At 68.4% G+C, this 12,653-nt stretch carries 14 protein-coding genes; 11 read left to right on the forward strand and 3 right to left on the reverse strand.

Annotation, left to right across the window (positions count from 1 at the left end; translation table 11 throughout):
* Window positions 1–22 precede the first annotated feature (22 nt).
* On the reverse strand, window positions 23–748 hold the full coding sequence (locus tag NDI85_RS05985) for a hypothetical protein (RefSeq protein ID WP_188993745.1): 726 nt from the start codon (window positions 746–748) through the stop codon (window positions 23–25).
* Between the two features lie 79 nt (window positions 749–827).
* Between NDI85_RS05985 and NDI85_RS05990 the strand changes: the two genes are divergently transcribed.
* The 4 genes from NDI85_RS05990 to NDI85_RS06005 all read left to right on the forward strand — a co-directional run bounded on the left by NDI85_RS05990 (window position 828) and on the right by NDI85_RS06005 (window position 4,139).
* A complete protein-coding gene (locus NDI85_RS05990; RefSeq protein WP_310915235.1) occupies window positions 828–1,169 on the forward strand; it encodes a hypothetical protein in 342 nt (113 codons plus the stop codon).
* The gene (locus NDI85_RS05995; protein ID WP_188993742.1) at window positions 1,162–1,671 is read left to right on the forward strand and encodes a helix-turn-helix domain-containing protein; all 510 of its coding nucleotides are present in this window, start codon (window positions 1,162–1,164) and stop codon (window positions 1,669–1,671) included. Before NDI85_RS05990 ends, NDI85_RS05995 begins: the two co-directional genes overlap by 8 nt.
* Window positions 1,672–1,772: 101 nt before the next feature.
* Complete coding sequence (locus NDI85_RS06000; protein WP_310915236.1) at window positions 1,773–3,038, forward strand: Tat pathway signal protein; 1,266 nt, start codon at window positions 1,773–1,775, stop codon at window positions 3,036–3,038.
* A gap of 51 nt (window positions 3,039–3,089) precedes the next feature.
* Window positions 3,090–4,139: an iron transporter gene (locus NDI85_RS06005; RefSeq protein ID WP_188993738.1), complete on the forward strand. Its 1,050-nt coding sequence runs from the start codon at window positions 3,090–3,092 to the stop codon at window positions 4,137–4,139.
* Here NDI85_RS06005 and NDI85_RS06010 read toward each other — a convergent pair.
* Window positions 4,113–4,613 (reverse strand): hypothetical protein, encoded by a 501-nt coding sequence (locus tag NDI85_RS06010; protein ID WP_166972964.1) that lies wholly within the window; start codon window positions 4,611–4,613, stop codon window positions 4,113–4,115. The genes NDI85_RS06005 and NDI85_RS06010 overlap by 27 nt on opposite strands.
* Window positions 4,614–4,740: 127 nt before the next feature.
* Between NDI85_RS06010 and NDI85_RS06015 the strand changes: the two genes are divergently transcribed.
* The 7 genes from NDI85_RS06015 to NDI85_RS06045 all read left to right on the forward strand — a co-directional run bounded on the left by NDI85_RS06015 (window position 4,741) and on the right by NDI85_RS06045 (window position 11,748).
* Complete coding sequence (locus NDI85_RS06015; protein WP_310915237.1) at window positions 4,741–5,460, forward strand: hypothetical protein; 720 nt, start codon at window positions 4,741–4,743, stop codon at window positions 5,458–5,460.
* Window positions 5,457–6,752 carry a hypothetical protein gene (locus NDI85_RS06020; RefSeq protein ID WP_310915238.1) on the forward strand — a complete coding sequence of 432 codons (1,296 nt, stop codon included), beginning with the start codon at window positions 5,457–5,459 and terminating at the stop codon, window positions 6,750–6,752. Before NDI85_RS06015 ends, NDI85_RS06020 begins: the two co-directional genes overlap by 4 nt.
* A 216-nt stretch (window positions 6,753–6,968) precedes the next feature.
* Complete coding sequence (locus tag NDI85_RS06025) at window positions 6,969–8,873, forward strand: beta-CASP ribonuclease aCPSF1 (RefSeq protein ID WP_310915239.1); 1,905 nt, start codon at window positions 6,969–6,971, stop codon at window positions 8,871–8,873.
* A 217-nt stretch (window positions 8,874–9,090) separates the two neighbouring features.
* Window positions 9,091–9,516, forward strand: a complete 426-nt coding sequence (locus NDI85_RS06030) for a disulfide bond formation protein B (RefSeq protein WP_188993726.1) — start codon at window positions 9,091–9,093, stop codon at window positions 9,514–9,516.
* A gap of 57 nt (window positions 9,517–9,573) precedes the next feature.
* A complete protein-coding gene (locus NDI85_RS06035) occupies window positions 9,574–10,608 on the forward strand; it encodes an aldo/keto reductase (protein WP_310915240.1) in 1,035 nt (344 codons plus the stop codon).
* Window positions 10,609–10,671: 63 nt separating this feature from the next.
* Window positions 10,672–11,316 carry a helix-turn-helix domain-containing protein gene (locus NDI85_RS06040; protein WP_310915241.1) on the forward strand — a complete coding sequence of 215 codons (645 nt, stop codon included), beginning with the start codon at window positions 10,672–10,674 and terminating at the stop codon, window positions 11,314–11,316.
* A gap of 75 nt (window positions 11,317–11,391) precedes the next feature.
* Complete coding sequence (locus NDI85_RS06045; protein ID WP_310915242.1) at window positions 11,392–11,748, forward strand: HalOD1 output domain-containing protein; 357 nt, start codon at window positions 11,392–11,394, stop codon at window positions 11,746–11,748.
* 4 nt (window positions 11,749–11,752) lie between these two features.
* Here the strand turns inward: NDI85_RS06045 and nth are convergent, their stop codons facing one another.
* A complete protein-coding gene (gene nth / locus NDI85_RS06050) occupies window positions 11,753–12,619 on the reverse strand; it encodes an endonuclease III (protein ID WP_310915243.1) in 867 nt (288 codons plus the stop codon).
* Between the last annotated feature and the right edge of the window lie 34 nt (window positions 12,620–12,653).

A 12,653-nucleotide genomic window follows, 5' to 3' on the forward strand; every position in this document is an offset into this window, starting at 1 on the left:
GAAGGGTCGGGGCGGTGTGTCACTACGCGCCGAGGGTCGTCAGCGACGCCACGGAGTCGGCGACTCGCCGCCCCATGTCCGTTCCGGCGAACGTCGGGACGGGCGTCGTCCGGAGCGCGTAGAACTCGCCGTCCTCGCCGCGGGTGAAGTCCACGCCGACGGCCCGCGCGCCGAACCGCTCCAGTAGCTCACGGACGCGCGTGGCCAGCATCACGTCGACGTCGGTCTGTGACACCGGTTCGCCCGTACCCGAAAGCGAGGTCCGTATCGCCAGTGCGCGGACGTGCGTCTCCCGTCCGTCGTCGACGGCGTAGTAGCGGTGGTCGACCGGTTCGGTCCGGACCGACTCGACGTAGAACGACGGCCGCTGTCTCCCCGTTGGCCGACGGCGCCACGCGAACGGACTGGCCGCCTCGAACCCCGTTTTCGGGCCGTCAAAGTGGACGTCGGGGACGCGACACCCGATCGCGTCCAGCGCGTCGAGTGCGACGACGCGGGAGGCGAAAGCCGTCGTCGAGAGGAACCCGTTCCACGTCGGGACGTCTCGCTGGTCCGCATAGCGGAGGGCCCCGAACGACTCCGGGTGTAGCACGCCGTTAACGAGGGCTTCGAGGCCGTCGACATCGGCCCGGCAGATCGGGTCGGTCGGCCGGAGGAACTCGATGTCGAACCCCCGCGCGGCCAGTCGTTCGGCGACCGGCCAGAAGGTTGGGTGGTCCGGTTCACACACGAACCCGATACTGACCATACCGTCGACTCTCGCGGACGGCGTAAAAAAGTCAGCCAGAACCGAGGGAGTCAGGTGGCTTCGCCGTCTAGAGGCCACCATGAACTGGCCGGGTCATCTGGGGTTCCATCTGGGCGACGTCCACGTCGGCTTCGGCGCCGTCCTCCTCGTCTCCGGCGTCGCGACGGCGACCCTCTGTGCCCTCGGACTGGCCGCCTACCGTCGGCGCGGGTCGCGGGCGTACCTGCTCGTCGCGCTCGCCCTCAGCGCGCTCGTCGCTCGGCCCCTACTGGCCGGATTATCCATGGTCGGCGTCGTCAGCCCCGACAGCCACCACACGCTCGAACACGCCGCCGACGTACTCCTCGTCGCGCTGGTCTTAGGTGCCGTCTATTATTCCAGACGGATCGAGAAACGACTGGATAACGAGGGATATGAGTAACGAGACGCGGCGGCTGATTCGGGACCGCATCGACCGCGACCCGGGCATCCACTTCCGGGCACTGACCAGAGCGCTGGACCTCGCGACGGGGCAGGTCCAGTACCATCTGCGGCGACTCGACGACGTCACCGCCGAGACGGTCAACGGCCGAACGCACTACTATCCGCCGGAGTACGACGGCTGGGAGCGACGAGTCATCGCCCTGCTCCGCCGCGAGACGGCCCGGGACGTCGTCACGACACTGTTCGAGACGGACGGCGCCCGGCCCGACGCCGTCGCCGACCGCCTCGGCATCGCCCGGAGTACGCTCGAACACCACCTCGACGGTCTGGTCGAACACGACGTCGTCGAGAAGCGCCGCGAGGCCGGCCGCGTCACCCTCGAACTCGTCGACCCTGCGGAGACGGCCAGACTGGTCCGGGAACTGGACCCGAGTCTCCCGGCGCGGCTCACCGACCGGTTCGAGCGGTTGGTCGACAATCTGCTCGAAAGTCCGGAGTGAAGCAGACGGAAGCGGGCCTTCGACGGGTTCGAGCCCGCGAGACGTCGCGTTCGGCTGGTGTACCAGAATCCAGTAATGGGTCGCCACCCTAGGCCGGAGCAATGACAGACCGCGGTATCTCACGACGCGAGTTCGCGAAGAGCGCCGTCGCCATCGGTGGGACGGCCGCGCTCGCCGCCTGTCTCGACCGTGGCGCACCCGACGTACCCGAGGGGACCGACGACACCGCCAGTCTGCCGGCCCGCCAGCACGCGTGGAACGACGCGCTGGCGACCGACGACGCCGGCAACCCGCGGATGGCGCGCCACCACGTCCTCCTGTTGCTCGACTACGAGCGTGACGGGAGGCCGACCGACGGCGACCGGAGGCAGGTGGAAGACGCGCTGTCGACGCTGGAGCAGGCCTACGAGTGGAGCAACGACGGCCTCCTGTTCACGCTCGGCTACGGCCCGACCTACTTCGACCGGTTCGAGGCGAACCCGGCGGGCGTAGACGTACCGGAGCCGAAAGCACTGGCCCCCTTCGAGGACCCCGAACCCGACACGCCCGACGCGCTCCTCCATCTCGCCAGCGACCACGAGAGCGTGGTGCTGGCCGCAGAAGAGGCGCTGAAGGGGACCCGCAAGACGGTCAACGACCACGAGATGCCGTCGTCGTTCGCGGGCGTGTTCGGCGTGGCCGACCGCCGGACCGGGTTCGTCGGGACCGGCCTGCCCGCCGAGAAGCAGGACGTCGACGGCATCCCCGACTCCGAACCCGTCCCCGAGGAGGCCCCGCTGTTCATGGGGTTCAAGTCCGGGTTCAAGGGGAATCAGGCCACCGAGGACCGCGTGACCGTCGACGCCGGCCCCTTCGCCGGCGGCGCGACCCAGCATCTCTCGTTCATCCGCCTGCACCTCCAGCAGTGGTACGAACAGGACTCCCGCGAGCAACGGGTCTCGAAGATGTTCTGTCCCGCCCACGCGGACGAGGGGAAAGTAGAGGGCGTCGGCGAGAACCTCGGCACCGACAGCGCCATCGAGGAGTGTCCCGAGGACGCCGTCGAGAGCGGCCGCCGAGAGGGCGTCGTCGGCCACTCACAGAAGCTCTCGCGCGCTCGCGAGGACGACAGCCCCACCATCCTCCGCCGGGACTTCGACTCGACAGACGGCGGCGAGGCGGGCCTGCACTTCCTCTCGCTCCAGCAGTCCATCGAGGACTTCGTGGCGACCAGAGAGGCGATGAACGGCACCGACGTGGCCGAGAACTCCGCGGTCGGGCAGCGTACCAACAACGGCATCCTCCAGTACATGACCGTCGAGCGCAGGGGGAACTACCTCCTGCCGCCGCGGAATCTCCGGGCGCTCCCCCCGGCCGACCCTGCCTGATTCGCCCACCGTACCAGAATCGTCTTTGAAAGCAGGCGGCTACCCGACTGTATGAACCGACGACGGTTTCTCGCCAGCACCGGTCTCGCCGGTGCGTCGCTCGTCGCTGGCTGTGGGTCCTTCCAGAGCCAGTCGACACGCTCGCCGCCACTCGTGGAGAATCGCCCCGACGCCACCTACCGCCCGACCCACGTCGAAGGGATGGGGATGGCCGGGATGGCACAAGCGGGCGACTACATGGTCGGCCTCGGCTACTCGTTTCCCCACCGTTTCTGGACCGTCACGGGCACCGACACCGAACGCGTCGACATCCGCGACGCCGACAGCATCCACCTGATGGCGACGGTGTGGGACCCGGAGACGGAGATGGTCCTGCCCATCTCGGCCGGCGTCGCTATCACCATCGAACGGGACGGCGAGACGGTCGACGAGAAATCGCCGTGGCCGATGATCTCCCAGAGTATGGGCTTTCACTACGGCGACAACTACGAACTCGACGGCGACGGTCTCTACACCGTCCGCGTCCGGGTCAACGCCGTCTCGGACCGCCGTCTGGGCGCCTTCGCCGGGCGGTTCGACGACGCCGCCGAGACGAGCGTCGAGTTCGACTTCGCACAGTCGGCGCTCGACGAACTCTCCTACGAGGCGTTCTCGGAGACACAGGGCGAACGCGGTGCCGTCGACCTGATGGAGATGTCGATGCGTCCCGTCTCCCAGACGCCGGTCGCGGACGAACTGCCCGGGACGCTACTCGGGACGAAGAAGGGCAGCGACGGGGTGTACGCCGCGACGTGGCTCTCCGAGGCCGATTTCCTCGCCGACGGCGAGTCGTATCTGGCCGTCTCTGTCCGCACGCCGTACAACCGCGTTCCCCTGCCGATGATGTCCCTCGATGGAACCGTCGAGACGGGCGGCGAGACGGTGTTCGACGACGCGCTTGGCGCGGCGCTCCACCCCGACCTCGGCTACCACTACGGCGCCGTCGTCGAGACGGCCGAGTCGGACCCCTCGGTCGGCGTCGACGTCGTCGCCCCCTCGCAGACCTCCCGTCACGAGGGGTACGAGACGGCCTTCCTAGCGACGCCGTCCTTCTCGTTCTAAGCCGAACGGACTCTCGTCCGCCTGCCACGGCCACCCCGGCAATCGCGTCTGGACGCCCGCGGCCAGCGCCGCGTCGAGGTCGTCCGCCCCAGCGGCGTCGCCCTCGGCCCCGTGGGTCCGCACGTCGGCGACGTGGAACGTGGCCTCCGCGAGCAATCGGAGCGGCTGGTCGCCCGCGAGCATCCCCGCGAGTTCGCGCCCGAGCAGTTCGTCGACGACGAACCCCGGGTAGTCGCCCTCGACGTCGAGGTCCCGGAGCAGACGGACGAGCGCCGCGACGTTGACCGCCCGGTCGCCGTCGGCGAACACCGCCTCGACGGCCTCGCGGTACGCTCGCTCGTCGATGGCGTCGACGTCGACGCCGAACAGGTCCCCGAGGTGGTCCCGGGTGTCGTTGACCAGCGGCACGACCACGTCGGCCCGTTCGAGGGTCCACTCGTACTCCTCGGCGACGACGGCAGGTGTGACGTGCATGAGGGTATCCTCGCGGCCCGACGCCTTCGGTGTGGCGGCGCGGACGACTCGGGCCGGTCCAGTGCCGAGGCCAGCGCGTATCGGGAACACGAGACTTATTCCGTGGGCGTTCGTCGCTCCGCCGACGATGGTCCCTCCAACACGCCGCCGCGTCCTCCACGGAGCCGCAGGCCTCGCGAGTGCGCTCGCAGGGTGCGGTGGGTTGCTCGACGGTACCGGCGAATCGAGTCGAACGTCGCCGACCGCCACCGCCGGCGAAAGCGACTTCGCCGGGTCCGAGTCCGACCCCGAGAACCTCGCCATCCGGGCCGACACCGACCGGCCGCCAGTCTGGCTCGTAGACCCCGACCAGGCGGACGGCGGGCGACCCACCGAGTCGGAACACTCGTACCTCCGGACGAACGCCCTCGTCGACAGCCGCGAACGCGCCGACCGCGTCGCCGTCGCCGACGTCCCCGGTGCGGACCGCGTCGGGGCGTTCCTCGACGCCACCGCGTTCGACAGCGAGACGGTGTACGTCGAGACGCATCAGGTCGGCGAGTGCTTCCGCCTCGAACTCTGCAGTGTCTCGTGGCGGCCGGACGAGGTCCAGACAGACTACGCGCGCGTCACCCGTCCCTACGACGAAGCCTGCCGGGCCGACCGGAAGGTGTTCGCGGTTCGACTCGTCAGGATTCCGGCCGCCCTCGACGCGGATTCGGTGAACGGATTCGGCTCCTCGATCGGGTCCGGAAGCTGTGACCGCGGCCCGATGGCCGACTCGGAGATGGCTGCCGCGAGTAGCGACGACGCAACGGCGACTGAACCCTCCGAGCAGTCGACGGAGACGACGGAGGGGTCACAGTGACGGACCCGGCTGCGGGGCAGACCCGACGGGGGTTCCTCGCCGTCGTCGGCGCGAGCGCACTCGCCGGCTGTGGTGCCGTCGAACGCTTCGCCGACGGCGACGAGCCGACCATTCGGAGCCACGAGCTACCGGACGTCGACACCGGCGACGACGAGCGCCCGCACCACCTGCTGTTTCCGGCCGTCCCGGTCCCTATCGAGGACGCGTATCTCGGGGCCGGACGCGACCGGACCACGGAACTCCTGTCCGGCCTGCCGACGCCGCTGGGCCCCGACGAGATATCCAACGGACACATCCGCGAACACGTACTCGACGCGGCCGACCACGCGACCGAGGACATCGACGACGCCCGGCGGGCCGAGACGGGGCTGATGGCGTTGCGGGCGATCCGTGAGAGTCGACAGAACGCCCGCTACGCGGCGGAAGGCTGGCGGTTCGTGAGCGAGGGGCGGCGGGCCGCTCCCCTGCGCGAGGAGTACCGGAACGCGGTCGCCGAGGCGCGGTCGTTCGACTCCGAGTACACCTACCTCGGCGACGACCCGGTGCGTGCAGCGCTCGTCCACGCCCGCATCGAGACGGCGCTCCGACGCGCGACCGACGACGAGGGACCCTCGGTCAACCACGACGGATCGGCGCTGCTGACCGTCGCGGAGTGGGGCGAGGCCGCCGAGTCCGCCCACGTGTACCTCGACGACGCCCGCCACCTCGACGCGCAGTTCCGGGCCTCGCTTCCGGCCGATGCGGGTACGGTCGAAGCACGGCTACGCGGCGCGGCCGAGGCGCTGTTGGCCGACCTCCGCTCCCGGGCTGCCCCACCGGAACCGACCAGCGGGGACTGGGAGGCCCCCGAGCGTGTACGGTGGGAGGTCAGAGACGAGGCCGTCGACGGGACCACTCGGGTTTCGGAGGCCGCCGGACCAGCGAGCGCGCTGCTGGACGCGACCGGCCGCCTCGCCGGGTTCGGCGCGCTGGAGCGGGTCCGACAGCGAATCGAGGAGGGCGAACAGTTCCGCGTCGAGAGCGCCGCCGACGTTCGTCGGTTCAGGCAGACCGCCGTCGACGCACTGCAGAGCACGCTCGGGACGGGGCCGACACCGGGGCTGGTCCGGACCGTGCTCACGAACGCCGCCGACCGGGTCTGGAGCGCCGACTGGGAACTGAGTCGCGCCCAAGGGGACGTCCGCCCCGCGCAACTGGCCGACCCAGTCTCGGAGTACGTCGTCGCGACCGCACTGGCACGGGCAGCACCGGATGCGGCCGAACGGACCGTCGACGCCCTCGAATCAGCCTGACCACACAGACAGCGTCGGCCTCCGACCGCTCCGGAGTGCGAAGTCTTTAATAATTCGAGCGGGGTACTGACGTGTACAATCGGTTTTCCGGGCAGTTCTCCGCCTGGAGGTCGTTCACCGAACAACGGACAACTGTATGACCGTACCAGACACTCGGTCCAGACCGACCCGCGACGGAGTACACGCCACCAGCAGGCCGCCCGCCCGTTCTACACTATGAGCACGGTAGACAAGCAACTCGAAGACGTACGCGCAACGATCGACGAAGAGGTTCCGAACCACATCTCCATCTCCGACGTCACCTACGAGGGACCGGAACTGGTCATCTACACGCGTGACCCAAAGGAGTTCGCCGCCGACGGTGACCTCGTCCGCCGACTGGCGTCGAAGCTCCGCAAGCGCATCACCGTCCGACCCGATCCGGACGTGCTGACGCGACCGGAGACCGCAGAGGAGCGGATTCGTGAGATCATCCCCGAGGACGCCGGCGTCAGCGGCCTCCAGTTCCTCGCCGACACCGGGGAAGTCCTCATCGAAGCCGAGAAACCGGGCCGGGTCATCGGCCGGCGCGGCGAGACGCTCCGGGAGATAACCAAGGCGGTCGGCTGGACGCCGGACGTGGTTCGCACGCCGCCCATCGAGTCGCCCACCGTCTCGAACGTCAGGGACTTCCTCACGCAGGAACGCGACGACCGGCGGGACATCCTCGAACGCGTCGGCCGCCAGATTCACCGCGACCCCATGTCCAGCGAGGAGTGGGTCCGCGTCACGACCCTCGGCGGATGCCGGGAGGTCGGCCGTGCGGCGTACATCATCTCGACGGCCGACACGCGCATTCTCGTCGACTGCGGTGACAAACCCGGCGAGCGAACCGAACAGCCGTATCTCGACGTTCCCGAAGCCATCGGATCCGGTGCGTCCTCGCTGGACGCCGTGGTCCTCACTCACGCCCACCTCGACCACGCGGCGCTGGTTCCCCTCCTGTTCGAACACGGCTACGACGGCCCAATCTACTGTACGGAACCCACGCGGGACCTGCTCGGCCTGATGACGCTCGACTACATCGGCCGCGCCGACGCCGCCGGCCGCAAGCGCCCCTACGAGACCGAGATGGTCCGCGAGGCGGTCAAACACTGCATCCCGCTCGAGTACGGCGACGTCACCGACATCGCGCCGGACGTGAAACTCACGCTCCACAACGCCGGCCACGTACTCGGTAGCTCTGTGGTCCACTTCCACATCGGCGACGGCCTCTACAACGTCGCGTTCTCCGGCGACATCCACTACGACAACACCCGCCTGTTCGACGGCGCCGTAAACGAGTTCCCCCGCGTCGAGACGCTCGTCCTCGAATCCACCTACGGCGGCCGCAACGACTACCAGACCGACCAGGACGACTCCGAGCGAAAGCTCAAGCGACTCGTCTCAGAGGCCGCCGACCGCGAGGGGACCGTGTTCGTCCCCGTCCACGCCGTCGGCCGCGCACAGGAACTGATGGTCGTCTTAGAAGAGGCGATGCGCGAGGGCGACGTCCCCGAGATGCCCGTCTACCTCGACGGGATGATCTGGGAGGCCACGGCGGTCCACACGACCTACCCCGACTACCTCCGCGACGACGTCAAAGACCGCATCCACGACGCCGACCGCAACCCCTTCCTCGCCGACGAGTTCACGCCCGTCGAGGACGGCGACGACCGCGCGGCCATCGCCGAACGCGAGGAGGCCAGCGTCGTCCTCGCGCCGCCGAGCATGCTCACCGACGGCCCCGCCCGGACGTGGCTCGGACACCTCGCATCCGACCCGGACTCGACGCTCGCTTTCGTCGACTATCAGGCCAAGGGGACGCTGGGCAAGCGCATCCAGCGGGGTGCCGACGAGGTACGCATCGACGGCGACAGTCTATCGGTAGAGATGCGCGTCGAGACGATAGACGGATTCTCCGGCCACGCCGACCGGCAGGGCCTAGAGAACTTCGTGAAGACGATGCATCCCCGCCCGGAGAAGGTGCTCTGTGTCGACGGCGACGAGTCCGCCACGCAGGACCTCTCCTCGGGGCTGTACCACGACTACAACGTCCGTACCTTCACCCCGGAGAACTTAGAGACGTTCCGGTTCGTCTAGGGAACCCACTTTTTACAGTCGTTCGAGAGTGTGACGCTCTGACGGTGAAACCGCTCGCCGACGGCGAGCGGTATGCTCCCCACACCACGCTCGTCACTGCCTGCCCTCCCCCGCTCGCCAGCGACGGAGCGCTGGCGAGGCCACCGCCGACCGGTCCCACTGACCGCACCCGCCACCGCACGTAACGCTTTTTCCGGCGGCGCGCACTCTCACTGTCGTGAACAGCCGGAACGGTGGCACTGGGGTCTCGCTCGACGCTCGGTCGCTCCTCGCGTTCGGAACGCTGGTCGCGCTGGTCGCTACCGCTGGGAGTCTCTATCTCTCGTTGGGACTCGGGCTGACGCCGTGTCGGCTCTGCTGGTACCAGCGCATCCTCATGTACCCGCAGGTGGTCGTCCTCGGCGTCGCCGCCGTCGAGCGGCGTCCCGCGGTCGCACGGACGGCCCTGCCGCTCGTCGGTCTCGGCGGCGGCCTCGCGGCCTATCACTCGTGGTTGCAGGTGACCCAGACCACCTGTGGCATCGGCGCGATAAGTTGCGCACAGATTCAGTACCGCGTCCTCGGGCTGACGATTCCGAACCTCTCCCTGCTCGCGTTCCTCATCGTGGGTATCGCCGTCGCGGTGGCGTGGCGACGCGGGTGACCCGCTCGGGTTGCCGGGCGCCCCAGCGTTTTTATCGTCGGCCCCGTTGGAGCGGCTATGGAGTACACCAGACTCGGTTCGACAGGCACGACGGTCTCACAGCTCTGTTTCGGGACGTGGCGCTTCGGTCGCGAGACCGGTGGCGTCGTCGAGACAGACCGCGAGGAGGCTCACGAACTGCTCGATGCGGCGTGGGAGCGGGGCATCAACTTCATCGACACCGCCAACGTCTACGGGAATCCCAACGGAACCAGCGAGGAGTTCATCGGCGACTGGCTAGCGGACTACGACCGCGAGGACGTCGTGCTGGCCTCGAAGGTGTACTTTCCCTTCGACGGTCGGGGTGAACCCGGCCCGAACGACTCCGGCCTCGGCCGCAAGCACATCCGCGCCCAGATAGAGGGGACCCTCGACCGGCTCGATACGGACTATCTGGACCTCTACTACATCCACCGCTGGGACGAGGACAGCGACATCGAGGAGACGCTACGGACGCTGAACGACCTCGTCCGCGAGGGCAAGGTCCACTACCTCGGCGCGTCGACGATGGCCGCGTGGCAACTGACGAAGGCCCTCTGGAAGTCAGACGTGGCGGGCCTCGAACGGTTCGAGGTGACCCAACCGCTGTTCCACGCGGGCTACCGCGACGACGTGAAGGACTACCTCGACGTCTGTGCGGATCAGGACATGGCCGTGTGTCCGTACTCCCCGCTCGCGGGCGGGTTCCTCACCGGGAAGTACGAGCGCACCGACGACGACGACCCGACGGCCTTCGAGGGACCGGAGGGCGCCCGTGGCTCGCTCGACGACCGGTTCGACGACTACTACCTCTCGGAACGCGGCTGGCACGTCTTGGACGAGATTCGTGCCGTCGCCGACGAACTCGACGCGACGCCGGCACAGGTGGCGCTCCGCTGGAACATCGAACAGCCAGACTTCACCTGCGTCCCCATCGTCGGCGCCCGCACCGTCGACCAATTAGACGAGAACGTCGGCGCGACGGACATCTCGCTGTCGGACGAGCAGTTCAACCGCATCGTCGACGCCCGCTACGCCGAGAGCGGCGAGCGGTGGGGTCACCGGGCCGAGTAGGTCGGCGACCACCGAGGAGTTCCCAGCCCATTCTTTTTCGTGTTGGGCGATAGATAGCCGAGGATGGCAACCGTCGCAGAGTTCACGATGCCGCCGGAGACGTTCCTTCTGGGAGCGGTCTTCGAGTCGTACCCGGACGCCGTCGTCGAGATAGAGCGCATCGTCCCGACCGGGTCGACCGTGATGCCGTACGTCTGGATAGAGGGCGTCGACGGCGAGACAGTTCGTGCGTTCCTCTCGACCGTCGAGGAGTTCGAGACAGTTACGCTGGTCGACAGCGTCTGCGGACGGTCGCTCCTCCGATGTACGTGCGTGGGGACCCACGAGGGACTCCTGGGAGCAATCGTCGACAGCGACGTGACGATGCTGTCGGTGGTCGGCACCGAATCTGGGTGGCGCGTCGACGTGCGTGGCGACGAACAGCGCGCGATTACGGCGTTCGACCGGGCCTGTCGAGACGCCGGTATCGTCCCGACGCTGTCGGAGTTGACCGACGCGAGGTCGGCGGCCATCGAGGGGGCCCCCGAACTGACCGACAGACAGCGCGAGGCGCTGACGCTCGCCCACGAACGCGGGTACTTCAGCGAACCCCGGACCACCACGCTAGAGGAGATGGCGACCGAACTCGGCATCTCTCGACAGGCGCTGTCGAACCGGCTCCGCCGAGGCTACCGGACGCTCGTCGAATCGCACGTCCTCGAGACGTGACTCGCCACGGGCGGTATCAAGAGATTACATAGTCAACCCGCTCTGCTTTACTGCTGTCGGGACTCTTTCGACTCGATGACCGACCGGACGCCATCGACTGTCCGCGGGCAGTCGGGGTACGACGCCGTCGCAGACGGCACAGCGTGTGACTTCACGGACGTATCGACCCACACCCGGACAGACGAGACCCGTGCGGAGTTCGACGCGACCACGGACCTCGCGAGCCTCGCGGTCCCCGAACTCGTGGGCCGCCTCGAGGGGACAGACCCCTGTTCGTTGCCATCGCTGTACGAGAGCGTCAACCCCGAGGCGCTGGACGAGTTGTTCGCCGACGACCGGGGAGCGAACTGCAACCTCTCGGTGACCTTCGACTACGTCGGGTACAGCGTGACGGTTCGCGACGGCGCGGTGTCCGTGTCACCGGCCGAGTAGTCCGTTACTCCGGCGCTTCGGCGGGGTCTACCACGTCTCCCGTCGCCGGATAGACGCCGACCTGCGCACACTGGTCCGCGAGCGGACAGGCTTCCGGGTCGTCCAGACACGCCGGCTTGCGTGCCGTGCAGTACTCCCGGCCGAACTGTATCATCGCCGTGTGACCGAAGCCGCACTTCTCTGGGGGGACGTCGCGTTCGATGTACTCCCGAACCGTCTCGTGGTCGGCGTCGGCGGGTGCCAGTCCCATCCGCCGGGCGATACGGTGGACGTGCGTGTCGACGGGAAAGACGCCGCCGCGCCCGCCCGCGAACAGGAGGACGCAGTCGGCCGTCTTCGGCCCGACGCCGTTCATCTCCAGCAGGCGGTCCCGAACCTCGTCCGGGTCCGCCTCGCGGACGAACTCGTCGAACTCGTCGGCACCGCCGTACGTCTCGCAGATACGCTGGGCGATAGCGATTATCCGCTCGGACTTCTGGTTGTACAGGCCCGCCGACGAGATAGTCTCGGCCAGCGTCTGCTGGTCGGCCTCGGCGAGCGTCGCCGCGAGGTCACCGTCGTCCGCTCGCGGGTCGGTCCCCTCCCCGCTCGGACTGTCCGAAGCGCTTCGCGCCTCGCTCCCCCCGTACCGTTCCATCAGCGAGTCGTGGGCGGGTTGGCTGGCCTTGTCCGAGGTGTTCTGGCTGAGAATCGTGCGCACCAGACACTCGAAGGCCGGCCGGCCGCCGTAGGTCTTCGTCCAGTACATCTCGCCGAGGCGGTCGACGACGGCCTCGGCCCGCGTCGCTGCCGTCGACGGGTCGAACGTGGCCGCCCGACCGCCGCCCGACTCGCCCCCGCTGATGTTCTCCTCCGGTTCCGGGTCTGCCATGTCTGTCCGGTGGGTCCCGAGCGGCAAAACCCCT

This window comes from Haloarcula sp. S1AR25-4 (assembly GCF_031624555.1).
Classification (GTDB): domain Archaea; phylum Halobacteriota; class Halobacteria; order Halobacteriales; family Haloarculaceae; genus Haloarcula; species Haloarcula pellucida.